At 59.5% G+C, this 24,712-nt stretch carries 20 protein-coding genes; 9 read left to right on the top strand and 11 right to left on the bottom strand.

The annotated features are described in order from the left end of the window. A partial coding sequence (locus tag C8J43_RS17385) for a transposase (protein ID WP_165899664.1) occupies positions 1 to 228 on the top strand: 228 nt, incomplete at its 5' end. Between the two features lie 255 nt (positions 229 to 483). Here C8J43_RS17385 and C8J43_RS17390 read toward each other — a convergent pair. Together C8J43_RS17390 and C8J43_RS17395 are read right to left on the bottom strand one after the other, a co-directional pair. Further along, the gene (locus C8J43_RS17390) at positions 484 to 996 is read right to left on the bottom strand and encodes a DUF2306 domain-containing protein (protein ID WP_133031988.1); all 513 of its coding nucleotides are present in this window, start codon (positions 994 to 996) and stop codon (positions 484 to 486) included. Next, the gene (locus tag C8J43_RS17395) at positions 996 to 1,637 is read right to left on the bottom strand and encodes a TMEM175 family protein (protein ID WP_243645652.1); all 642 of its coding nucleotides are present in this window, start codon (positions 1,635 to 1,637) and stop codon (positions 996 to 998) included. The genes C8J43_RS17390 and C8J43_RS17395 overlap by 1 nt, the downstream gene beginning before the upstream one ends. 171 nt (positions 1,638 to 1,808) lie before the next feature. Between C8J43_RS17395 and C8J43_RS17400 the strand changes: the two genes are divergently transcribed. The 5 genes from C8J43_RS17400 (at position 1,809) to C8J43_RS17420 (ending at position 5,355) form a co-directional block, all read left to right on the top strand. Beyond that, positions 1,809 to 2,180 (top strand): GNAT family N-acetyltransferase, encoded by a 372-nt coding sequence (locus C8J43_RS17400; protein WP_243645653.1) that lies wholly within the window; start codon positions 1,809 to 1,811, stop codon positions 2,178 to 2,180. A 334-nt stretch (positions 2,181 to 2,514) separates the two neighbouring features. After that, positions 2,515 to 2,931 (top strand): BlaI/MecI/CopY family transcriptional regulator, encoded by a 417-nt coding sequence (locus C8J43_RS17405; RefSeq protein ID WP_133031990.1) that lies wholly within the window; start codon positions 2,515 to 2,517, stop codon positions 2,929 to 2,931. Positions 2,932 to 2,950: 19 nt separating this feature from the next. Then, positions 2,951 to 3,784, top strand: a complete 834-nt coding sequence (locus tag C8J43_RS17410; RefSeq protein ID WP_133031991.1) for an aspartyl protease family protein — start codon at positions 2,951 to 2,953, stop codon at positions 3,782 to 3,784. 163 nt (positions 3,785 to 3,947) lie between these two features. Beyond that, complete coding sequence (locus C8J43_RS17415; RefSeq protein WP_133031992.1) at positions 3,948 to 4,649, top strand: hypothetical protein; 702 nt, start codon at positions 3,948 to 3,950, stop codon at positions 4,647 to 4,649. 22 nt (positions 4,650 to 4,671) lie between these two features. Next, entirely contained in the window at positions 4,672 to 5,355 is a 684-nt protein-coding gene (locus C8J43_RS17420; RefSeq protein ID WP_133031993.1) for a hypothetical protein, read from the top strand. 60 nt (positions 5,356 to 5,415) lie between these two features. Here C8J43_RS17420 and C8J43_RS17425 read toward each other — a convergent pair whose 3' ends face one another. The 3 genes from C8J43_RS17425 to C8J43_RS17435 form a co-directional block, all read right to left on the bottom strand. Further along, a complete protein-coding gene (locus C8J43_RS17425; protein WP_133031994.1) occupies positions 5,416 to 6,354 on the bottom strand; it encodes a hypothetical protein in 939 nt (312 codons plus the stop codon). Positions 6,355 to 7,721: 1,367 nt separating this feature from the next. Continuing rightward, positions 7,722 to 8,810 carry a DUF5694 domain-containing protein gene (locus C8J43_RS17430; RefSeq protein WP_165899665.1) on the bottom strand — a complete coding sequence of 363 codons (1,089 nt, stop codon included), beginning with the start codon at positions 8,808 to 8,810 and terminating at the stop codon, positions 7,722 to 7,724. A 293-nt stretch (positions 8,811 to 9,103) separates the two neighbouring features. Beyond that, positions 9,104 to 9,538 carry a hypothetical protein gene (locus C8J43_RS17435; RefSeq protein WP_133031995.1) on the bottom strand — a complete coding sequence of 145 codons (435 nt, stop codon included), beginning with the start codon at positions 9,536 to 9,538 and terminating at the stop codon, positions 9,104 to 9,106. Between the two features lie 165 nt (positions 9,539 to 9,703). Between C8J43_RS17435 and C8J43_RS17440 the strand changes: the two genes are divergently transcribed. Further along, positions 9,704 to 10,909, top strand: a complete 1,206-nt coding sequence (locus C8J43_RS17440) for an SMEK domain-containing protein (protein ID WP_133031996.1) — start codon at positions 9,704 to 9,706, stop codon at positions 10,907 to 10,909. A gap of 21 nt (positions 10,910 to 10,930) precedes the next feature. On the opposite strand, the gene C8J43_RS17445 is transcribed toward C8J43_RS17440, so the two are convergent. The 5 genes from C8J43_RS17445 to C8J43_RS17465 all read right to left on the bottom strand — a co-directional run bounded on the left by C8J43_RS17445 (position 10,931) and on the right by C8J43_RS17465 (position 21,895). Then, positions 10,931 to 11,890, bottom strand: coding sequence for a hypothetical protein (locus C8J43_RS17445; protein ID WP_133031997.1), 960 nt, complete (start codon positions 11,888 to 11,890; stop codon positions 10,931 to 10,933). Between the two features lie 270 nt (positions 11,891 to 12,160). Then, the gene (locus tag C8J43_RS17450; protein WP_133031998.1) at positions 12,161 to 16,132 is read right to left on the bottom strand and encodes a tetratricopeptide repeat protein; all 3,972 of its coding nucleotides are present in this window, start codon (positions 16,130 to 16,132) and stop codon (positions 12,161 to 12,163) included. Between the two features lie 395 nt (positions 16,133 to 16,527). Then, positions 16,528 to 20,748, bottom strand: coding sequence for a strawberry notch family protein (locus C8J43_RS17455; protein ID WP_133031999.1), 4,221 nt, complete (start codon positions 20,746 to 20,748; stop codon positions 16,528 to 16,530). A 37-nt stretch (positions 20,749 to 20,785) separates the two neighbouring features. Beyond that, on the bottom strand, positions 20,786 to 21,658 hold the full coding sequence (locus C8J43_RS17460) for a toprim domain-containing protein (protein WP_133032000.1): 873 nt from the start codon (positions 21,656 to 21,658) through the stop codon (positions 20,786 to 20,788). 12 nt (positions 21,659 to 21,670) lie between these two features. Beyond that, the gene (locus tag C8J43_RS17465) at positions 21,671 to 21,895 is read right to left on the bottom strand and encodes a hypothetical protein (protein ID WP_133032001.1); all 225 of its coding nucleotides are present in this window, start codon (positions 21,893 to 21,895) and stop codon (positions 21,671 to 21,673) included. Between the two features lie 231 nt (positions 21,896 to 22,126). On the opposite strand from C8J43_RS17465, the gene C8J43_RS17470 reads away from it, so the two are divergent. Beyond that, entirely contained in the window at positions 22,127 to 22,396 is a 270-nt protein-coding gene (locus tag C8J43_RS17470; protein WP_133032002.1) for a hypothetical protein, read from the top strand. Positions 22,397 to 22,400: 4 nt separating this feature from the next. Here the strand turns inward: C8J43_RS17470 and C8J43_RS17475 are convergent, their stop codons facing one another. Further along, a complete protein-coding gene (locus tag C8J43_RS17475) occupies positions 22,401 to 23,693 on the bottom strand; it encodes a hypothetical protein (protein ID WP_133032003.1) in 1,293 nt (430 codons plus the stop codon). A 114-nt stretch (positions 23,694 to 23,807) separates the two neighbouring features. Between C8J43_RS17475 and C8J43_RS17480 the strand changes: the two genes are divergently transcribed. Continuing rightward, positions 23,808 to 24,701, top strand: a complete 894-nt coding sequence (locus C8J43_RS17480) for a lytic transglycosylase domain-containing protein (RefSeq protein ID WP_243645654.1) — start codon at positions 23,808 to 23,810, stop codon at positions 24,699 to 24,701. Positions 24,702 to 24,712 lie beyond the last annotated feature (11 nt).

The following is a 24,712-nucleotide window of genomic DNA, read 5'->3' on the forward strand; positions in this document are numbered from 1 at the left end:
CGCATGGCGGCGCGCTTGGTTGCGCGCCCTGATATTCTTGCCGTTCGCCGCGAGACGGTCGAACACCCGTTCGGCTCGATCAAGCAATGGATGAACCAGGGCGCATTCCTGATGCGCGGGCTGGAGAAGGTTCGCGCCGAGTTCAGTCTGACCGCGCTCGCCTACAATCTAAGAAGAGCCATTACCCTCATCGGCGTGCCGGGGTTGATCAGGGCCGTACAGGCCTGATCAAGCTCGCCAAATCTGCTGCGCAGCGCTCAATGGCTTCCCCTTGAAGCCACCACAGCGCCACCACGGCAGTAACTCAAAAATATTTGCGCCCAGCTCCACCGTTTAACAAAAGACGTCCGTGCCCATGTGACGGCGAGTTCTCGCACGGTCTGATGCTGTATTGAGAAGGTGACCGGGGAAAGCACATGCCGTTCCCCGGCGGTCGTTGTCAGCGCGGCAGGCGGGTACCCGGAGCAGCAAATCGCGTTGCTATTAGCCGAACAGCCAGTTGCCGAGCAGCCGGTGGAACGGAAACGTAAAGAAGCCGGCAACGAGCAAGGCGCCGAGCACCATGCCATGCACGGCGCGGCGGTGTCGGGTAATATTGTGGTGGCGAGCCGTCCACCAGATCAACGGCACTTGGAAAAGTGTCCAGAACGACAGCAGGTGGATGACACTGAAGCGCCCCGGCCCGGATACATGGATAAACAGCGAAGTGATCGCGGTTGCCAGCATAGCGGTGATCCAGACCTTGCCGATAGTCCGATGTTGCCGATCGCCCCGCACGCGTAACAGCATGACCGGGGTCAGCGCAGTTGCGACAAGAATGGTCGTCAGGTGAGCCCAGATGAGGACCGGCACCATCCGCCATTGATCGTGACCGCGTACGACCGCGGCGACGGCCGCGCCGAAAAGGATTACCGCGCCGATCGACAGCAGCCGGTCGATACGCTCCGGGCGTGCGACGGACACGGGGTGTGGGGCAGTGTGAGCTGCGGACGCCATTACTGGTGCTCCGTCTCAACAGGCTTGTCCGCACGATTGCCGAGCTTTGTAAGTATCAGGAGAACGAACGGCGTCACCACGATCATGGCGACGAGCCCGGCCGCCGGTGACACCATACCCGCCACGAATCCCGAGCCAGCGATAACAATAGGGGACCACATTGAGTGGCGCAGTTGGCGAGCATCCTCCACCGCCTCCGGATCGTCTCGGGACAGATGCCGTAAGGCCACCTTGATGGCTCGAACATTGGCGACACCGACCAGCATCAGATAGGCGGTGTAGAAGCCAATCGCGACACGCAGTAGCGAATGATCGCTTAGCACCGCGGTCGGAAACGGCATGAAGGCGATGGCCATAAGCAGCAGCAGGTTCGCACGTATCAGCGCTGGATCTGCACGATCGATCATCGCCATTAGGCGATGGTGGCCCGTCCAGAAGCGACCGATTACCAAGAAGCTGATGATAAAGCCGATGTAGTTCGGCAGCAGGTCTACCAGCGCCTGCGCTAGCGATTGATCCGTTGGCGCGTGAAGCTCTGGCAGGCGGACCTCGATCACCAGCAGCGTCATGGCGATGGCGAACACCGCATCCGAGAAGAAGGTCAGCCGTTCGAGTTTCGCGTGTTCGCGATCATTTGTCATTGTCACCCCCATCGGGCGCATCTTCGCGAACTGTCGCGAAGGAGGCAAGACGGACCGAGCATCATCCGGGGGAGAAGGGTATCTGGTGAACGGCCCCTCCCAATTAAGATCGAATTTTGGGAAGCCGGCCAATAGTTGCGGCGGCCACGCGCGCCGGTCTATCCAAAATTAATGAATACCGACCTGTCATTGGGCAATCGGCCCGATCTCGCCACCGAACGCCTATCCCTTCGGCGTCCTAACGATCGTGACGTCGACGTCATTGTAGGCGTGGTCGGGGATTGGGAAGTGGCGCGCCGCTTGGCGCGTGTTCCGCATCCGTATGGCCCGGCCGATGCCCGCTTTTTTCTAGATCATGTCGTGCCTACCGAATGGGTATGGGCTGTAACTCTGCGAGGGTCCGACACGCTTCTGGGGGCGATCGGCCTGACGCCGGAAGAAGGCGCTGACGCCGCTGAGTTGGGTTATTGGCTATCCCCTACCCACTGGGGGAAGTGGCATCACGACCGAAGCCGCAAGAGCCGTCGTTGCCTTTGGTTTTGACAGTCTCGGTCTTCCCGTCCTCACGTCTGGCTATTTTGAGGATAATCCCCCTTCGGGTCGGGTGCTCCGCAAGCTCGGCTTCGTGGAAACCGGGCGCGTCATGCGGCCTTGCCTTGCGACAGGTGGCGAGGTGCCGTCGATAAGGATGGAACTGGCGCACCCTACACGAGGATAACTACGGGCAAAGGCCGCTGATGCAGCCTTCCCGCCAACGATGGTCAAGCGAGAATCCGGTAGCGTCTTGAAACTCGTGTGGTTCAGTCCGAGGCCAGAACTAGAGGGTGTACGACGACTTACGTTGACGAACTACGATGACTGACGTAGCAGTACAATCATGAAGCGTCTTCACACCTTTCCAGACAGCGAAGTGCCGCTGCCGACAGAGGCTGAACTGGAAATCTTGAAGGTAATCTGGGAGCAGGGGCGCAGCACGGTCGGAAGCGCGCACTTCGATCTGAACGAGCAACGAACGCGGGGCTACACTACGGTTCTCAAGCTCATGCAAGTGATGCTCGCCAAAGGCTTACTTACACGGGTCGACAGCCAGCGAACGCATTTTTACCTGCCCTCGGTTACCGAGAAGCAGGTTCGTACCGCGTATGTAGCTGAGATCACACGCAAGCTGTTTGGCGGATCACTCTTTGGGCTCGCCTCGTTCGCGCTGAGCCTGACCCCGACCGATGAGGAAATCGACGACATACGGGCGATACTCGACACTCATGACGACACTGTGAGCAGCCCGGACGGCTAATCAAAGAGGGGGATAATGAATGAAAAAGTTGCTGCTGCTGGGTGCTTTGTTTGTCAGCTTCCCAGCGACATCATCGCCGGTCGACGGTCCGCACGTTATCGCACTCGATCGGTTTCAAGGTAAACAGTTCACAGTCAGGGCAAAAGTGGCGGGTGTCGAACGCACCATGCTGTTTGACACCGGCGAGGGCGTCACCATGATTTCACCCCAGATCGCTCGCGACATTGGATGCCGCCCGTGGGGCAATATAACCGGCTTTCGAATGGCAGGTGAACGCATCGACGTACCTCGTTGCGACAATGTAGCGATCGAACTCGCCGGCAAGCGCTATATCGCGCCGACGACCATCGTGTACGATCTGGCAAAGGTTGACACGGATGCCGCTACACTGGGAGGCGCGGTCGGACTTGATCTGTTCGCCGGTCATACCATCACGATCCGCTTTGCCACGGGAGATGTGATTGTCGAGACGTCGGCCTCCGCTGCCAAACGAGTACGGAATGCCACCGAAGTGCCGATCCGCCTGTCTCGCCCGAGCGAGGGTGCTGCGCTAGATGTGAACATCGGCGTTGATACTCCCCGCGGCCGTGCTTGGATGGAACTTGACTCCGGTAATGCTGGGCCAACCATCTTTGTGTCACCCCAGATTGCTCCATTGCTGGGTCTTCGCGCCGATACAAAAGAGGCTCAGCCGGTAACTGCTACCATCGCGCCAGGCGTTACCTTCGCAGGAAAAGCTCGCGTCTTTCCGGATATGATAATGGATGGCAACATCGGGATGCAGTTGATGGGGCGGCGCGACCTAACTCTTGATTTAAAAACAGGGCGCGCATGGATCAGCGTTGTGCGGTGATAGATCGGACCGTCGCTCTGCGATCCTTTGCAAGGAAACAGAACAACAAGCGCTCCGCTAAGAATTGCAGCAGGGCGCTTGGGACAGCAATGCCGATTTTGGTTCACCGCACATACAGTCTGGGTCACCTTTAATATGACCTGAGCCGAGGGGGATCGGGAACATGCTGACATTGGTAATAGCGTTGTTGACTCAGGCTATAACAACGACAGAAGCTCCCTCTAAACCTGCCACGGCGATTGTTACCCGCAGCCGCAACGAATGGCGGGTAGAGTATCGTCTGAAGAAGAAAAGCAGGGCATGGCTCTTTCCTGTTTCACAACCTGTATCGCGTACCCACGAGCCTTGGCGGGAGCGCGCCTGGCGCGTCATAACCGCCGGCGTCCACATTGAACGTCGCGGTTCGTATGACGTCCTCGTCCCGACGAACGGCACTTTCGTACCGCTGAAAGTCCAGATCGTCTTCACGCCGACCAACGCCACGCTTGATCGGGAGTACGATCCAGCCATCGCCTTCAGCAACGGTGCAACCGCATTGTATTCGGATCAGTTTGACGTGATCCCAAGCGCCGATCTGAACGCGATCGGCGCCAAAGAAGCCGGTCTCTCAGTCCGAGATTTGGGCGGATCGCACACTACGGTACGCTTTCACGATGTCAGCGGTCCGGTCTTCGTTCAGGGGCGGCGACAAAGCGATCCCGTCTTGATTGGAGGAGAGACGTACGTCGTTTTCGGTTCGAGCAAGGTCGAGGAAACGGCTGGAGTGGCAATGTTGGCCGACCCGGCGTTGCCCGAATGGGTAAAGGCTGAGGTTGCGGGCTTCGCACCAAAACGTTGCCGAGGCATACGCTTCACGACTGGGTAGCCGCACTGATCCTCATCTGCCGTTGCTGTTGATGGGCTGGCGTGGTGCAACGCCGGGGAAAGTTATCAACGACGGTGGTGTACGGCCCGGACAGATCGTATTTAATTTTGAAGGTGAGGGACTGCTCGAGCGTAACGAACGTGCCGCACAACGAACGCGATGGTTCATCGCACATGAGATGGCGCATTTTTGGCTGGGGACTTCCGGCATCGCATATCGGAAGCCGTCCGAGGCCTGGATTACAGAAGGCGGTGCGGAAATGATGGCGTTTACGCTCTTGGCCGCCACGGACCACGACTATGCGTTAGCCGAGCTTCAGCATGCAGTTCAGGATTGCATCAAGTCCGCGACCAAGCCCGTCATCAGCGCTGGCGAGCGGCACGAAAACCGTACCTTCTATTCCTGTGGCGCGACGTTCGCACTTGCGGCGGTCAGCGCTCAGAAACGCAAAGGAGGTCGAGATTACTTCGACTTCATCCGCCCCCTGCTGGATGAGCACAGGTCCGATCGGCTTTTGGGAAGCGCGGACTGGTTAACCCGCTTCGATGCGGTTTCCGGAGATAGCGAAGCAGGAGGTATCGTCAAATCCATACTATCCGTAGGCGTCGCTGATCCTACGGGTGCGATCGAGACGCTGTTCCAGCAGACCGGTGTGCCATATTCCCGGAACGATAATAAGCTAACGCTGTCCGCTAATGCGATCTGAAGAGGCTGATTAGCCCGTCACGATCGCAATAGAGGCCATACGGTTTCCACGGTTGGCGACTTAGCGGATCATACTGAATCGGACGTTGGCAGTTAGATCGAGGATCACGATGCCATCCCAAAACGGTGCATTGCCAAGGACACCATCGGTCTGAACCGGCCAGTCGGAGAAGCTGGTAGGAGCGTCGGGATTGGTGAACACGTCGACCTTTCCTAACGTGGTTTCGCCAATCATGACGGGGGAGAGCGACAGAGCGCCGGCCAGCGTGAATGACTTCCCCCAAGCCATTCCCTTTATAGATGCCGGCGCTCTGTCGGTGCTATCGCGACCGGTGAGAGCTTTCCACTGCAACAGATCAACGTGAAGCGGCATTTCGCTCGATCCGGTATCAAACACTACTGTATCACTTTTGAAGCCTCCCGACGTGATAGGCACATGAAACTTAGCGTTGCGCAGCATAGCGCGGACAAAATCAGCTTTGCGCAGTGGCGCTGGTAGGTCTGCCTCTGCAAAGACACAGAGTCTCTTTGCCGGGTAATCTATGACCGTAATTTTACCCAGCAGAGCTGGAAGGCCAAGAGTTCCACGAACAGTCGGGTCATCATCCAGATCCGTGTTGATATAGATTTTTGGTCGGTCGATCGCTGTTCCAACGACCTTGAAGGATCGTGCTTGAAAATTCTCGTCGCCCTTTTTCGCCCATCCCGCTTTCGCGGCAAACTGTCCGTATAAGATCGTAACATTAGCACCGGTGTCGAGCTGGAGAGGCAAGGTCATGCCGTTCACCTCAACTGGAATGCTGATACCGCCGCGCTCCCCACCCTTATCGTTCGGCAACCATGCGAAAGGAACACATTGCGCTTTGCCGGCGAGACTTGCGGAAGCGTCAGCCAGCGCGCTTCCCGCCAAACTCGTTCGAGCGCCAGTCACTTTACCGTCTCCTGAAACTCCGGACGCTAAAGCGGCAGCAGCTAAAATGGCAAAGGCGTTCGCGAGCATTTACAATCCTATCTGGGGTTATAGCCGCCAACGTTCAAGAGCTAAGGCGGTACGATGAACGACGATACAGTGCCAAGCCCCGCGGTCGTGGTCCACTCGGAAACGACGTCTCCGTCCAAGTGGTTGTGGGTATCACGTTGCCGATCGCAACGGACCTGGAGCAATCACAGATCAGCAATTGATTGAATCCATAGCACGCGTCTAAAACGTCATTTTTGAAAGAGATCGAGCAGTAGGAAATAAACGGCCCCTCAAAACCCCTTGCAGGGAGATGCTGAGTAGTGGACCGTGGGTGGGAGCTACCATCTGACGAAACACACAGTGCGGTACGGGACGGCCACCATCATAAATGGTGTCCGTCATACAGACGCTGAACTTTGCCATCCGAATCTCGGCGTCATAGATATATCTGAAGACCTAGCATCTAAAATAATTGAGGATATTGATTTGCACCGCAAAGCCGACCTGATGACATACGCTGTCTACATCCTCCAGATTTTGATATTCGTGTCCCTTTGGTTGGCTTATAACAGTGACAATCCCAGCGCGTCGGGAAGCGACGTGGCGGGTGAAGGGATGTCTAGAGGATTTCAAGAATTAGGGTCCATCACATTCGGCCTTATAACCGTCATATTGTCATTGATTGCTGTCAAGTGCAAAACGGGTGAGATACGAGCGACGGCATTTATATTGAACATCGTTATAGCCATGATAGCTATCAAGTATATTGGCGTTATCGAGTAAATCCTATTCACATGGGAAAATAGATGTTCTTCGTCCAAACTAACTCCCCAGTGCGGGCTATTCTAGTGAATGTCCGGTTTCGCTGAGACTCGTCAGGGCGGCGTGGCGGCGGGTGGGCGAAACCGACTGGTCCCTTTCCCGTAAACGAAAGACGACCGAGACCGCGTGGGTGTTCTCACAATCGAACGGCAGTCGAGAAGGGATCGGCGTTCTCGGAATCGATCGCATTTCGGGAACGCGGGCGTCAAATTTCGTTCGCCTCCGCATGACAGGACCCCCTGAATTTTAGTGCGGGCCAACAGCCATATTTCCGAAGCGATAACAGTCTCTATTATCGCCCACCATCTTAACGTCCGTCACCCGCTCGGCTGGGTCGGTCGTCACCAACAATGTGCAGGGATGTTGGTCATCGGTAGCTTTCCACGTGTATCTGTTTCCTCCTGTAAAGGGCTCTTTATGATCAGGTTGGCCGTAGCGCTGCTCTAGGCTTGCTAGCGGTTTTCCCTTCAAAGATAAGTTACGGGCCATATTACCGGCCAAACATCCGGTCAGGCCTAAGGATCATGCCGCCACAACGATTACACGATTCATAAATCACCTCCGATAAAATCAACCGCGTCTATTTATCTCAAGACGGTTTCAGCATCCGCCAAGCGAACATCGTGCATCTGATTTAGGTATGCTTCATAATAGCCCTTGTGCGACGCGCCGACGATGGCGAGCATCCGCGTGCCTGGGTAACGCCCCAGCACGTCACGAATGTTTGCAACCATGCGAAGATTCCGCGTTTCCCAATAACCGACATAGTTTCGGCCGAATTGCTGCGGTGATGGCTCAACGAGCGCGGCACCAAAATCTGCGTGGAAGGCGAGCTTTGGCAAGGTCGGAGCGTTTAGCGCACGGTACATCGTCAATACGCCGTCTGGCTTGGCCAGCCCCGCATCAAGCCGGGCATCATCGATTTGCCGTTCGTGGGCAGAGGGGTTGTTCCACGCTTTGGCAATCGCGTCACCGTACGCCTTCCGCTCAGCCGGATCGGGACCATCTGCGGTATCGGCCGAATGATCGTCTACACTCCAAACGCGTTCCAGCCCCAAGCGCGCAGCTAGTGCGGCGCCGATCAAGGTGGACTCGTTCCGCCCGTTGCCGAACTTCGTCAGCGCGGCGGCCAGATCATCGTTCAGACCATCGCCAGCGTGACGCTCTGCCTGTGGCAGCCGCAACCACTGGACCAGCGCAGAGTTGCGCTCTCCAGCTGCCATGAAGATGGCGGCGAGATGCCGACGATCGGTCGCCTTCGGCGAGGCCGGCCAAGCGGCAAGAAGCCGTTCCGCTTCTGCGTTGGCGGCGGGTACATCCAATCCCGTCGCCTGGCCTGCTGCTGTCGGATCGGCACAATAAGTCTGCACGGTTTCCGCATAACGGGAGGGGTAGCGACGAAGGGCATCACATTGGAGGCCGGACATATCCTCCGTAGCAATAGCGGTCGGGTGCCATGTCGCCAGTCGATCGAGCAACGGAACAAGCATAGGCGGCTTGAAGTCCTGCGACGCGCCAGACAAATGGGTCGAGCCTAAGACTAGCACGTCGTTAGGATGACCCGCAGGCGGCCCCTTCAATGTTTCGGGCCGAAATACGGGTTGGTAGCTCTGCCCTTGCGCGGGTGAGATAGCGGTCAGAAACGCAATGCCAACGGCCAAAACAATACGCATACGACCTCCGAAACCGGTATGTCGGCCGGTGTATTGAGCACCTACGACCGAGCCATTCTTTCCAATCCATCATGCATATGCTAGATGGTGCTATGCCGTCGTAATACACCGCTACGCGGGTGTCTAGCTGGATCAAGGAAGAACCGTGGCTGCCTATTTCGCAAGGCACCGCCAGCGAGACGGCGAGGGCTTTCCCGAGAGGATGCTGAATTGGGAATCACAGAAGCGAGTGCGGAATGTACCTAGCCACTGCCGATCAGTGATGCTCGCCGCATCACGCGGTGATGACCGAATTAAAGGTATGGCAAACGATCGACGTCATCGTCTGGATAAAGGTCTACATAGTAGATTTGCCTGATGGCAATGAACGGCTTTAACGTGAGATCTGCTACGAAGTCGTCCGCCCACTCACCCACCATGGACTGTATCGCGAACTCGACCGTAGCCCCGTCGTTCGCCGGCGTGATGCAGCGGATGGCGAGCCGATCAGGGTCAAAGCGCGGTTCAGACCCGAAAGTGGGCAGCTGCGTTCGGGTTTCGGGCGTAATAAAGGGGCGAAGCAGATTTGCGTAGGACGCGGAAGAATAATCATCGGCAGGCTGCTCGACGTTTTCTTTGGAATAAGCTGCATAAGCATCGTTGTTCCAAGCCTTGTACTCACGGCAGAAACTGAAGACGAAATCTTCGATCGAGGAGCGGTCCGGCTCCCCCGGCTTCCAAACTGACATTCCTAGAAACTCCCAAACCAGCGTCTACCATGAGTGTACTCATGACCAACGCTGTACACCTATCCAGCCGGTGCCTTACTTGGGCAAGACCGTTCCCGGAATGGATCGCATTTAAAGAGCGCCAACGGGTTCTCGAAACCCAGCTCTGGCAAGAATTTCGAGAAAATGAACGGCAATAAGCGGACTTTGGTGCTTCGCCGCCGCTCGGGTATTGTCGATTGGCAACACGGGTGCGGATCGTCAGCGGTGTCGAGTAGGGGTGTCTTTATTGGTCAGATCATTGATGATCTGGATGCAATTTCTAGCCAAATCCGGCGGCGTTGCGCGTTGGGGCAGGTCGACCTCAACAGTCTGCTGGAAAATTTCTTCCGCGACATTCTCAATCTGACGCTCAATACCAACCTTACCAACCTCAACGCCCGCCGCTCAAATGCGCCGGGGCTCGACCTTGGCGACAAAACGAGCAAGCGGAAGATCGCATTCCAGATCACGTCGCGCACCGATGCCGCGAAAGTGACGCATACGCTGACCAAGATCAACGGTGAGCAGGTAGCCCTATACGACGAGTTCTTCATCCTGACGATCGGCGAGCGCAAAAAGAGCTATGCGATCGATCCAGCGCTTTCGGCAAAGTGCAAAGGTTTCAGCGACGCCAATATCATCGGCATCAGCGACCTCTGCCGAATGATCATGGACACCAGTATCGAGACTATTCGCTCCGTACAGCAAAAATTGCAGCAAGAGCGCACCGAAATCCGTATTGAGCTCGAGCCCGAGATCAATGGCACCTATGAAACAAACACGACCGACTTGGTGGAGCGTCGGCCCAGCGTCACCAGGTCCGATGCAATACACTTTCAGGCAAGCAATGCGGCGGACGGGAGGTTCGCGTCCGCTACTGAGGTGGCCGTCGCGCTCAACGGCTTCATCGACCGGCTTGAGGCTCTTCCAAGCCTGTCGCGCGGTCTGCTCGGCTGGATGATGGATGAGAGCGAGCATCGCTATGGCTTTAGCGACTATCATGTGATCAACGCTGACCTCGTTCAGCGCAAATATCCTAACACGCAGGATCTTCTCATAGACACGCGCTTGCTGACCGCATGGCATTTTCTCGACTATACCGATGACAAAGACGGTCGATCGCCATACTTTTCCTTCCGATTTCCCGGAAGCGATCATGATTGGTTTGCCGAGGCGTTCATGGATTTCGTTAAGTCGGAGAGGCTGTCAGTCTCGACCTTGTTCTCGACCATGAACTTTTCGGTGTTCGGGCCGCCCCCGTCACCGGAGGCACCGGCAAAGCCAAATAAGAAGAAGAAAAAGGAGCGTATGATCAAATTGAGTGGCGCTAACAAAGCGCTCCGCGGTTGAATACTTCGTCAATACTGAGTTCTATGTTTCCTTACCAAGATCCAAAGGCTTAATGCCCATCGGCCACGACGACCATCCAATGTCCGCAGAGACTCCGGACATCATTCCCGGCGCCTCGATCTCGTTACCTCGCGGGCCCCGAACCGGAGTGCGGAACTCGCCCGTAAACGGATCGATGGCCGGATTTTCAAACAGCTCGAAATCCGCGATCACGCGCCCTTTGATCGAGTAGACAAATTTATCTTCGATATCCCATTCGACCGCAAAGTCCTTGGTCCGCAGAAACGGATAGATGGCAGTCACTTGCGGAGCGCCCCCGATTTTACCGCTTAGATCGCCTCTCCGGTCTGCGAATTTTGGGTCGGCAAGCATCTTCGCGAGGACGCGGAGCGGCTGAAAATCCAAGTTCAGAGCGGCGTAAGTTTTCGCAGCGATCGCAGCTGCGCCAGCTAGATCCCTTTTCAACGCCTTATGGAATTGAGGGAGATAGTCGCCCACTAGAGCGATCACCCCTTGGTCGGCGCTTGCGGTCTTGGTGTTGCCGGCGCGGATTGCGATGTAGCGCTTCAGGGCGGGCTTGTAGACGATCTTCCACACATAGAAGCGCGCAGCTCGCCACGACCAACCTCCAAAGATAAAGCTCGTCTCCAGAAGCTCGCTCGCGAAAACGTCGGCAATGGTCCCCTCATGAACCCGTATGAAGAAATTGAGGAGAGATACGGCTCTCGTCTTTACGTCTTTGATATCGACCTGCCGATCGAGCGACTTTGTGTGATGCTCGATCACATTTTGTAGCTGGAGGATGAACGGGTAAGCGATCGAGGTCGATCCTGCGAAAGCGATGCAGCAGTCCTTGCGCGGAAGACCAAACACTTTCTGGCATTGATCGACATGGCCCCCGCCGCTCAGGCGGCTGTCGGACGCAAAGATCAGCTCTTGAGTGCCGCCCGATTTTCGAAGCCATGCCATCGAGATCGTCATTGTGAATTCAGCATCCTCGCGGATTGGGGGACACGCGAGACTTATGCTGGCAGGGCATCTGGACATCAGCGAATTACGCCGTGGGCTACCGCGACGGCGTGCATGCAGTCTGACGGCCTCTTGCGACCTTTCCCGATTAGGAACTAATATTGGGAAAGCGGCTAGGCTATGCTGCTCCGATCGCGGCCGCGTTGGTGCTGAACTGGGCAAGCTTGGGGCCTTTCACGATCACAACAGCGATTCAGTTCGGTTTGCACCAACACATCCTCGCTAACTTGGCCTGAATCGCCTCGCTTTTCGCTTTCGCGCGCTCCGTAGAGGACGTGCTGTCCGGATTTCAGTAATGATCTTCTCGTAGGATCGGATCTCATCGAGATCGTGGAAGTGCCCTCGTATCCAGCCGGTGAGATAGTCTCGGCTCCGGCCGGCGAGGATATCTCCCCGAGCCGCCAGTTCCCTGAGCTTCGCATCAATAAGATGAAGTACTACTTTCCAGTCGTCTGGTCGCGAGCGCGCCAGTTGATCTAAAAGGCTGCCGATCGCACGGCCCTGCTCCCAGTTCGGTAGCGTCGTCAGCCAAATAGTCCGCATCAGGTCGAGCGTCACACCGAGGTGCGATCTCATCTCGGCTTTGTGCCCGCCCATGAAGCGGATTGCGGCCTGGTACAGCGCGAAGGCGCGAGGATCATCCAGCGTCAGAATTCCGATCAGGATCTTCGCGTCAACCCAGACATGATCGTGCCGCATGGCACCGAGCATGCCGACCGCGATCAGATAATCCTTCTCAGAAACCACACCCTCGGAACCCAGAACATGTAGTACGACCTGAAGCCAAGCACCCCCGATCACCTTCTGTTGCGCCGCGAACTGGCGGAGGTTCAAATCTTCGGAAACGATGATGAGGCCCTGGCTTTCAGCGAGATGGGCAGGATCAAAGATTTTGCGGGCGACATAGGCACCCATTAGTTGCTCGAGCCGGGTGTCGTCCGATCCATCGACTGGCAAAATCTCACACTGCGCTTCGAGGTCGGCAATGACGCCGTTGACCATCACGAGCTGCGCTTCGGTTTCCTCCAGCGTATGGACCCGGCGCGACGCTTGGTCGCCGTCATAGCCCATCGTCATGAACTCGCGGCCGCGATTGGATTCGATCTTGGCGCGAACCTCAAGGATTTCGTCGAAAGTTGATCGCGGGATGCAAAGCCGGCCGAAATAGGCCTTGGCTGCGGCGAGATGCCCCAGTTCGCGCAGCTGCCATACCGTGAGCGTATCTAGCACAGCACCCTCACCCCGGGCGCGCTGTACGAACTGCATCGCTTCATCACGTTCGTCCTGCGTGCCGACGCACGTCCGCAGGTTCTTTCCGCTCGCACTGAGATGCTCCGCCAGCGCGAGAACATGCTTGTGCGACATCGCGGCCACGGCCGCGAGCGGCACCGGGAAGTCGGCATAGGTGTCGACGACGATGTCGTCCTTCTTCTGATAGTCCCGCACCAGGTCCAGAACCGGCTGCACGTCGCCTTCCTTCATCGACAACTCGACCAACGAGGTGGCGTCCGGAAAACGCGCGGCGTGGGTCGCCATGATGTCATGCAGCAGCCAGATGTACTTATGTTTGAGCTGCCGAACCCGATATCGACGATCGGTCCCGATCTCGGCGAGCATCACAAACTCGTCGCCGACCTGCTTTCCATCGAGCGCGGCAGCGAGCGGATGGTCGGGCGCATAACTGTCCACCCCCTCGATCGGCGCGGCATCAATCACGCCAGCGGCGTCGCGCGTTCCATCGAGACCCTCAAGGTCGAACCAGAAATCTGGCTGAGTCGGGCCGGAACGCCCAATCGGGGCGGGCAACGCTTCGTCGAGGAAGATCAGCCCGGGATAGGATGCCATCACCTCCTCGACTTGGCGGTGACCGGCAGCGACCGTGTACCCAAGACGAAGCGCGCGCTCGACATCTCCGTTGCGGCGGTGATGGTGGGCGAGGCGCATCATGTCGTCCGGCGAGCCCGTCACCGCATCTTCGTCGATCTGCCGTATTAGATCGATCGCGTCGGGCTCGCGATTGGCGCGCATGAGTGTATTGGTGAGTAGCAGCAGGGCCCGAAGGTCGGTTGGATCCGCTGTGATCGCGGTGCGCAGGTACCGCTCGGCCGCGCGCAGATCTCCACGGTGGTGTTCGGCCGCGCCTGCTAGGCGGGCGAAGCGAGACTGAGAGATGACGCTAACCCCAAGCGATTTGAAGAACGGCGCCGTCCTCGGGCTTCGGCCTGCATTAGCAAAGGCTAGGGACAACCATCCGAGTTCGTCCGATGGTTGGTCCAACCGGACGTGCCCGTCGAGCACCGCGATGACGTCGTCCCAGGCTTCGCGAAACAGCGAGAGTTGAGCAAACATAACACGGTCGGAATAGCTTGCTTGGTCGGTGATCAGTGTCTTCGCCTTCGCGGCGACCCGAGTGGCGTCCTCTTGCTTATCTCGTCGGTAGATATCGGCGACCGCGATGTGCGCCGAGACGCCGAGCGGCCACGCCTCAAGCAACCCATCGACCGCCTCTGCAAGGTCGAAGGCGGGATCGGCAGCGTGCCGGGCGCGAAAGAGAAGCGTATCGAACAGCTGGCGGTCCGCCGGCGCGAGCGTAGCGCGACGTTCGGGTGTCGCGGTCTCAAGGACGTCCGGCCAGTCGTTCTGGTTGGAGAGGGCGACGAGCAGCGGCAGCGTAGCCGCATCGGTCCAGGGTCCGCTGCGCAGCAGGCGTACGGCCTCGGCAAACGCATCCTGATCGATCGCCACCCATGCGGCCGTGAGAAAGGTCTCGGGATCGTTGCTGCCAAGCGCGAGCATCTGATCGGATGTGGCCTTGGCGCGATCGAACTCGCCAAGCGCGCGGTAGGCAGTGATCAGATTGTAAGAGACCATGATCCAGTTAGGGTCGGTCGCGTTTTCGTACAGACGAACGGTATCCCAGTGCCGCTGCAACAGGGCGGCACCCGCTATAAGCTTGCTGCGCCGTCCCTCTGCCAGAAAGCTGCGACGCTCGCGCGAACGGTCGCTCAGCGCCTCATCGATGAGCGCGTCGCCCGCCATGCGCATCGCGGTCCCGTCGTCTGGGAAGCGCACCAGCGTGTCCGCCGCGAGCGGCCACCAGCTGTCCGGCACATCCTTTGCACGCAGATAACTGATGCGATGAATGCTGACGTTGAGATCGTCAAGGAGCGCAGTGGGCACGATCATGAGCGGGTCGTGCGCCTCGTCCGTCATGGATGCGACCTGGAACACGAGCCCCGCAGCCCCGGTATTGGTCGGATCATCGCGCAGCACCTGTTCGGCGAACTGCCATGCTTCTTCGAGCTTTCCCTGCAGCGAGAGTGCGAGGATGTAGTTTGCGCGCACCTTCGGATCCACCGGGTTAAGCGCATAGGCTTCGGCGAGCAGGCCGGCGCCGCTCGTCTCGTCACCGAGCCGCAGGCGTGCATGGGCAATGTTCGCCTTGACCCGCGCCCGGATCGCGGCCGAACTCGTCGCCTCCAGAGTTCCATCAAGCATTTCGAGCAGCGTGAGTGCGGTCCGCGACTTCCCCGCATTCATCAGGTCGCGATATTGATCGACCTGAAGGTCGAGATGCTGCTCGAATGCGCTTCGCGCCGTATCGATAGGCCCGACCGCGACGATCGCACTGATCGCTTCCATGTGCTGAAAGAGGCGTTCGTTCTGTGCGTAGAGCTGCGACTGGCCCTCGACAGTCTCGTTGCCGAGCGCCAACAGTCTGTTGGTCGAGGCGCTGTAATCCGGATCGAAAACGGCCAGAGCCCTTGGGTCGGCGCGGATCTTATCCTGCAGCGTGTTCCATCCCCACACCTGTATATCGATCCTGCGCCCCGCCTTGGCCTGCTCTTGGCCGAGCGTGATCGCGAGAAGATCGAGCGCCGGCTCGTCGGTAGCGGTCGTGACGACATAAAATTCGGTAAGCGGCGGGATGATCGTTAGGGCCTGCGCAACCTCGTTGCGAACGATCTTCTCGCTTAGCTTGGCGCCGCGGGTGATGAGCTTGCACTGGATTCCCACCGGCTGGGCAGGGTCCCGATCGCGTCGCCCGATCAGGTCCAGCCCGTATTGCTTCTTGCCGCGCGTACCCAGCATTTTGACATTCGGATCGTTGATGATGCCTGCGAACAGCGGCACGCAATTGCTCTCGAACACCTTTTCGTCGGTAGGGATGCCGATGATCGTCGACGAACTCAAATTGGATGTCTCCGCTGCTTTTGCACACTCCCTGACAGGAAAGGGATTGCGCTACGTTCCTCTATCGTTCTCCTCGTGGATGCTGGTGTCCAGCGAAATGTAGTCGCGGACAATCGACAAATTTTAGCGTTCCCAGAAATGAAGGTTCAGCGAGATAGCCGGGCAGTTTAAGCCGATCGCCTGCATCACGACCGACCGGCTTTCTCGAAACCTGTTCCCAAATGAGTTTTCCCAAAATTGCCCGTTGGACATGGAGAAACGGGACGCGTCGCAAACGAGGGTTTGCGTGACGATCGCTGGTCCTGTTCGATCGTAGCCGATCCATGTCACGCAACCCGTCACTCGATCTATGTGCTGCAAAGCGCTCAGGCTTGGCGTACGATTCTAACATCCTCTCACCGGTCCCCTTTCAGGACGCGGCCGAGCACCGTCTCGGCATCGGTTGCCGGCACGAAGACGCGGGTCCGGTAGGCGATGATCTCGGTGAAGCAGCCGAGCGATTTCAGCCAAGACAGCTGCGAGGCGGGTGCGTCCACGATCTCCACCCTCGGGTTGCCGTTCACGATCGAGCGCCGGAGCGTCATCGGGAACGGCCGCACGACGTCGACGCTGCGCCCTGAGAGAACGGAACGTGCGATCGCGTCGACCGGCAGATCGGCGGTCTTGGCGATCCCGAGCTTGGTGTAAAGCTGGACGACGTGCTGGTCGAACACGAGACGGCCTAGCCACGAATTGCCGTGGGCGTCCGCAATACGGTTCACCGCGAGATGGTCCGACGGCAGCGCCGACCAGATCGGCAGCAGCAGGCCGGTCGCTAGTCGGATCGTCTCGGTATCGACCTGACCCGCCGCCTCGGTGACCTCCGCGCTCCATTTGGCCTCGAAGGTCTCCCGGTCGACAACGTCCCATGCCGTTTCCAGCAGATGGGCCTCGCGCATATACTCACGTCGGCAGGGACGCTGCAGTTCGATGCGCGCGATCGGCTGACCATCGTCGTCCATCCACGACCGTGCCCGGGTCCGGAGCGCGACGCGCCCCGACCGGGCGTTGACCACGAACGCGACGTCGTCCTGCCACTTGGCGAGGTCGAGGATACGTTCGAGCGAGATGGGATTCTTGCGGCGGGTGATCTCGATCGTGAGAAGGTGCGAGGTCGCGCCCGACAGGGGATCGGTGCGCAGCAGCGTGTCGTCGAGGACCGTCGCGGTATCCGCGGTGATCGTCTCGACGCCGACATCGAGCGTGCCGGCTTCGCGAGCTGCGGCGACGCGGGTTTCGACGAGTGCCAGGAATTCGTCGAAGATCAGGTTCTGAAGCCCGATCGGCAGCGCAAGCAGACGGTTCAGCCAGCGCTGGATGGGCGGCAGCTCTTCCTTCAGGACGCCGTCATTGTCGTGCAGCTCGAGGCCGGTGCGCGAGCAGAAGTCGTCCATCGTCGTGCTGGTCAGCTTGCCGCCATCGAGGAGCGCGAACCATGTCAGGAGTGCATCCTTGGCATACTCACTTTCGAGATTGTCGGCTGGATCGAACAGGTTTTGCCCGCCGGTCTGCCGCTGGCCGCGCGTGAGGGCGCCAAGGCTGTCGAGGCGCCGCGCGATCGTCGAAGTGAAGCGCAGCTCGCCCTTGCAGTCGGTGGTCACCGGCCGAAACAGCGGTGTCGTCGCCTGATGGGTACGGTGCGTGCGACCAAGCCCCTGGATCGCGCGATCGGCACGCCAGCCGGGTTCGAGCAGGAAGTGGGCGCGCTGCTGCTGGTTCTTCGCATCGAGGCTGGCATGGTACGAGCGCCCGGTGCCGCCAGCATCAGAGAACGCCAGCACCCGCTTCGTGCCGGCCATGAACGCCGCGGCCTCAACCTGGGAGGACCGCCCCGAGCGGGTCTCGATCTTCTGGCGACCGTCCGACGTCGGTACGAGACGCCGCGAGCGCACCGTCACCTCGGCCACCATGTCGGTGCCGAAATGCTCGATCAGCGCGTCGAGAGCGGATTTGATCGGAGGCAGCGCGCAGATGTGCTCGAGCATCTGGTCTCGGGCGGCGAGCGCGTCGGGATTATGGACGGGATTGCCGAACTCATCGCTCATCGGCGCCGAGCGCGCGGTGCCGGTGTCGTCCGTATAGGTCTGCATCTGCCGCGTCGGGAACGCCCGCATCAGATAGTCCGCAATATACTCGGTCGGTGACAAATCTATCGTGGGATCCGCACGCTCGTCGGCCGACATCTGGGCCAGGCGACGATCGAGGATCGCCTCCGCGGTCGTGACCAGCTGCAGCACCACCGACTGGTCAGCCTTCAGATGCTGTTCGACCGCGGCGATGACCGTCGGCAGCTTCATCGAGAGCAGGACCTGCCCGAAGAAGCGCTGCTTGGTCGATTCCAGCCGCGAGCGTGCCGAGGCCTTGGCACCGCTGTTGAGCGTCGTCTTTTCGAACCCGTCGACGACGCCGGTCAGTTCCAGCGCCTCTTCCATGTTCTGATGAATGACGCTCCAGGCCTTGGCATAGGTGTCGTAGATCTCGATCTGCGCCGGCGTCAGTGCGTGCCGCAGCACGTCGTACTCGACGCCGGCGAAGCTCAGCGCGCGCGAGGTATAGAGACCGAGCGCCTTCAGGTCGCGCGCCACCAGTTCCATCGCTGCGATCCCGCCCTTGCGAATTTCGGCAATGAACGCCTCGCGGTCGGCGAACGCGGTGTCGGGTCCCCACAGGCCAAGCCGCACCGCGTAGGCGAGGTTGTTCACATCGGATGCGCCGGTTGCCGAGGCGTAGAGGACGCGGGCACCTGGCAGGTTGTTCTGAAGCAGCACACCGCAGATGCCCTGCTGCGAACCTTCCTTCTTTCCCATGGCACCCTCGCCACCGGCGACGCCGCCCATCTCGTGCGCCTCGTCGAAGGCGATGACCCCGTCGAAATCGGAACCTGCCCAATCGAGGATCTGCTGCAGGCGGCTATGGTCGGAACGCATCGAGCGCAGCGTCGGGTAGGTGACGAAGAGCACACCCTCGTTCAGTTTGATCGGCTGGTCGATCTTCCAGTTTGAGACCGGCTGTACGTCCCCGGACATCCCACCGAGCGCGGTCCAGTCGCGACGCGCGTCTTCGAGCAGCGGTTCGTTCTTCGACATCCATATATGCCGGCGACGACCCTGTAGCCAGTTATCGAGGATGCACGCTGCGACCTGTCGGCCCTTGCCCGCCCCAGTACCGTCGCCCAGAAAGAAGCCCTTCCGGTAACGGCTGCCCTCGGGATCGATGGTGAGCCCGACGCCTTCCTTGGAAGGCTTGAACGACCCGAGGAGCAGCTGACCCCAAGCATCGCCCGCATAGACCACGGTCTCGAGCTGCGATGAGGACAGCATCCGCTCCGTCACCGTGCGCTCCGGAAGGTGGGCAATGTGCGTCGGAATGGGTGCTGGTATCGAACCCATCGCGACCGATTCCACCAGCGCGGTCGGGTGGTCGCCGGCGACATCGAACACGATCCGGCTTGGCCGGTAGGGCAGGTAGCAACCAACTTGGTCGGCCAGAGGTGCGGCCGTAGCTAGCGTTTTGTAGCTGACCGGCAGTACGTTGTTGCGGACCGGTGCATGATAGGTGCGAGCAACCGTAGCCTTGGCTTGCCGCGCCGCGCCGAACAGGCTGGGTTTGGGCACCGGCAGTGCCGCTATCGGGGTATCAGCCACCAGCGAGGCCCGCGGCGGGACGGTCACGGCGTCGAGGAAACCCGCGACCGAATTGCGCTGGATGACAGTGTGCGAGGTGCCGCCTGCCACCTTGTCGATGACGTAAAGTCGCACCGCGATATCGATGCCGTGCTTGCGGTAGCAATGCTCAAGCCGCAGCGAGGTGCGAACCGTGCAGCCGGTCAGCACCGCCTCATAGGCCGCTTTCAGCCGTGCGCTTGGCGCGAACCAGTCGGGCATGATCGCTACCACCCGGCCGCCCTTTGCGACCCGGCGGATCGCTGCCTGGAGATGGCGAAGGGCAGCAAGATCGTCGGCGCCGCGACCGACGCTGCGCGAGAAGGGCGGATTCATCAGCACTACGGTCGGCTTCGGCAGTCGTGCGTGCAGACTGACTAGCGCCGCGCCGTCTTGACTAGTTACGATCGCATCGGGGAAAATGCCGGCGAGGCGGTCGCGGCGTTTCGTGTCGATTTCGTTTAGCTGCAGGCTGGCGCACGCCGGTGCCTGAACGATCAGCAAGCCGTTGCCGGCGCTGGGTTCGAGGACGATGTCGTGCGGACCGATCGCGGCCATCACCACCGCGATCGCCGCGATATCGACCGGCGTCGAGAATTGCTGGAGGTCGATCTGTTCCTCGCTGCGCACCGTCTGGGTCGGCAGCATCGTCATGATCGCCGACGCCTGTGCCACGTCCGACATGCCAGTGAGCTTGTACGGCCGCGACGCAAGATGGAGCGCAATACCGTGTTCGAGCATCTCGAAGCTGTCACGCTGCGTCCAATGTCCGTCGGCGTCCGAGCCGCCAAAGGCCGCTGTCATCGCCTCGTTCAGATCGCGGCGGGCGATCGGCGTGCCCGATGCAAGCAACCCGGCAATGCTTGCCGCGGCACTGTGATCGGTGACGGGCGGAAGATCGAGCAAATCGAACATGGCAGGTTCCCTCAGGTTGCGCTGCCAATCCGACAGCTCACCGCCTCCCTCCCCCTCCCCTCTCTGCCGCCTCGAGCGCCTCGAGCGCCTCGAGCGCCTCGGCCCAGTCCTTGGAGCCCACCGGGTATTCAACCTTGATGACACGACTGTCGGATGCGAAGCGGGCAATGCTTCGCGCGACCGCACGGCGTCCGGCGAGATCATTATCGCCCGCGAGGATCAGCTTTGTAACGCTGTCAGGGATCGTCACGAGATCGAGCCGGCGCGAGCCGAGCGTTGCCCAGCAAGGTAGTCCGCGAATCCGGGACCAGGCCCGCGCCGTCTCGAATCCTTCGGCCAGGCCAATGGTCGCACTAAGGCCACCGCCCCGCCATGCCCCGGTACCAAGCGTGCCGAGCGTCGCCTTCTGAGAATAGCTTCCATCGGGCTTCAGGAAGATGCGCTGAAAGGCGACCAGGCGCTGCGCTTCGCGGACCCCGATCAGCAGTGCCGGCTTGAAGACAGTCATGGGTTTGGGACCCAGCGGACAACGCGGGTGGAAGCGGACGTCGGTCGGCACCGGCAACAGTCCCCGCGAGGCGAGGTAGCGCTCCGCCAGGCTACCGGAGACACTAACCGCCTCGTTCCACAGCCGGTCGATATTAGCCGTACCCTTTGCCTGGGCCGGAACAGGCGGTTCATACCGCCGCCCGATCGGTATCCGGTCCAGTTCACGCAGGATGTCGCGGGCGTCGCACCCAGCAAAGCAGGTCACCAGCAGGCCGTGGTCACCCTGCCTAATCGAGAGACTGGGCGTACCGTCGGTATGCGCGGGGCACCGACACATCGCGCTGTTCCCGTGCCAGGTGCCGCCAAGCGCGCCGACCAAATTGACGAGGTGCTGGGATGGTCGATTGGCGATGATAGCCATATCCCATACCCCTTAGCGCGCACCGGCGGGGACGCCGGCGATCGCGTAGAAGGTCTTGTCACGATTGAAGTACCTAGCGATCTCCTCGACAGCCGCTTCCGGGTCAGAGGGCAGGTCGCGCCCTGTCTTCTTCGTCACAGAGGCGGCCAGAGCCTTTTTGGCGGACATCTCGCTCGGATGGAAATCCAGGACGTCCTTGGCGCCGCGGTCCCTTATGAAAAGGACGTACTTGGTCATGGCTACAGGCCTCGTGCTTAAGGCTGCCTGTACCGGCTGCCCTGGGGTGGAAGGTTAAGGCCGCTTTCCGCGACCCTTTTTTACCCTCCCCCTCCACTCCAATTTTTTGACGGACTATGTTGCGCACTGTCTCATTTACCAGCTGCTAAAATCTCGCCGCTAAGCTGCTCTTGGAACTAGATTCATTCTGCGCAACTTTGTCGAACGCACCCTTTTTCATTCGAGGTGTCGATGAACCAGTTCTCGCAGGTCGAGATTGCCAACTGGATCGCCATTTATTTGGCAGCGGCTATGTGCTGCGCGATCGCCATGGCTATGTCAGTCTCCGTGACGGTCCACGGTTTGTACCGGGACAAGGCTTGGGAAGATGTTCGAACTGGTCGTGGCGCCGTGCTTTTCATGCCAAAAGCATGGTTGCGCTGGCAAAAGCTGTATCTGCTGTCGACACCGGTAACGCTTGGGATTGTTAGTTATTTCGCTGCGACAATGACTTGGAGCTGATCGCTCAAATATCCAGAGCTTGAAGCAGTTTGATAGACGCAGAGCTCTGATCCATTTCGGACCTATCTAGCGTCACGAGATCACCCAGGACCGCCATGCGAGGGTGCGTCACCGCCTTGGTAGCTTCGTACTCGTCGCTGTCAAATCCCATCGCCTCCACCACCACCGTCCGCAATTCCCCCGTCATTCGCGACCTCGCCTCCAGGACGAAGTCCGGCCGGCAAGGCCCGTTTGGTGTCATTGAATCGAAGAGCGGCTTGCTGATGGCCATGTCTACACCCCGGGCATGCAACACGCGCTGGGTATCGAGGATCGCGCGTAGCGCCTTGCGCTCGAAGTCGGACTCGACAGGCACGAACATACGTCCGTTGTAGATCGGCTGCGCATAGGCGCGCAGGGGCGCATAACCGCGCGCCTCGGGATATTCGCCAGCGACGACAAGGACGATGTACGGTCCGCTGATGTGGTTACCCCGAATCGAGGGCGATTGGACGCGCGTCGCGATGTTGACCGGTTCACCGTCAGGTACATGGATTTCATTGCCTTTGATCGTCTTTGCATAGAGCGCCACGAAGCCTTGCGGAGCATGCGTCTTGGGCCACTTCGGCGCCAGTGCGCGTAGTGTGCCATAGACCGTGTTCGTCTCGAGAGGGCGCGCGTGTGTCCAGAATGCTCTGGCCAGCTCGACGCCCGGCGCGATCTCGATCTTGGCGGCCGCACGGCCGAGCGATGCAAACTCTTCCCTGATCGACCATTCGTAGCCCATACCCAACGGGGCAATCGTATTGCAGCCGGCGCTGTCGAGCAGGCGCCATAGGAGGCGCGCGAGCCGCGGGGTCGAGGCGTTGCGGGTCCGATCGTCGAGACTGTCGTCCTCAGGCCGCTGTGCGAGCTTCTCCGGCGCTGGTCGCAAGACCTCGAAAAAGCCTGAAGGTGGATCGGTCGGGGTGTTGTGGGACCTGACTTCCGTGATGCGATTGGTGGCCTGGTCGCGGAAGAAAGGGCAATCGGTGCGGTGCTCCGGCCGCTTGGTGCTGGTCAACCGGCGCAAATAGTAGGTTTCGGCCTCGGAGAGGTATGCCGGCGTCAGTATGGGCGGGGCCATTCCCGGTCCCAGACATCCGCAGGCGATCCAGCGATGACCAATTCGGGCATTCTGAACGAGCGTGACGCCGGCCTGTTCGTCGTGGAACGAGCCTTCGCCGACATACCAGCGCACCAGCGCCTCATGGAGCGGTGCCGGTAGTGGGATCCGATCCCGGCTGTTTCCATCGGTATCGCGGTGAATCAACCACATGTTCGGGTGACCTTTAGGCGCTGATTTTGGTCAGTTTCGTCAGGCCCGATGGTCTTGACAAGCACAAACCTCTTGATCTCAACTCTTGGATATCACGTCGTCTGGGGGTTTTCCGTGCGTTATCCACTCGCTGTTGCTGGCCTATGCGTCGGTCTGGTCGTTGGCTCGCAAGCCGTTGCTTCGCCAAAGGGATCGGCGTTCCGCAAGGTGCAGCTGATCTCGATGACCGGGAGCCTGCCGATCTCCGACCCTGGTTCTTCGCCCGACGTCTCAGCATCGGCCGTAGCGGACGGGGCAACGCCACTGCCTGACGGTTTCCAGGTCCATGATCTCAGTCGACGTTACGTGCAGTTCAGGATGCAGCAGGAGATGGCTGAAGCCGCAGAGATCTCGCCCGGCGTTCCCGTCGTGCGGCGTGAGCCACCGGGCGTCGCAGCGTTTTCTTCGATCCAGGTTCCAAACTGGCTTCGTGGCGGGATCGTCATTCAGCCGGTGCCGTTAAGGCCGGGCTGCAGACCGCTGACCTATCGTCCGTCGGGTTTTCTAGCGCGCCGCGCAGAGGCACGCCGCGCGATGTATTATGGCATGATGAGCGCGGTCGCCTGTGAGCATGACATTCCGACAGGGTTGTTCGATGCGATGATTATCCGCGAGAGCGGGTACAACCCAATCGCAACCTCGACCGCTAACGCCTACGGCCTTGCCCAGCTGATGCCAGGAACTGCGGTTGGCCTCGGCGTCAATCGATATGATCCGCTTCAGAACATGCGTGGCGGCGCCCGTTATCTTCGTCAGCAGCTCGATCGATTTGGGCAAGTCAACCTTGCTCTTGCCGCGTACAATGCAGGGCCAAGTCGCATCCGGGGGGGGCTGGTTCCTCGCATCTCCGAAACACAGACCTATGTGACGGACATCATCACAAATTGGTCTCGACTGAGCACGACACCGGGATCGCCGGCGCTCGTTCCGAAACCCGGGTTTCGTTACGTAGCCTACACCCGGTATTGATCACAGTCTTG

Origin of the sequence: Sphingomonas sp. PP-CE-1G-424 (assembly GCF_004341085.1) — a bacterium.
In the GTDB taxonomy this organism is placed as follows: Bacteria; Pseudomonadota; Alphaproteobacteria; order Sphingomonadales; family Sphingomonadaceae; genus Sphingomonas.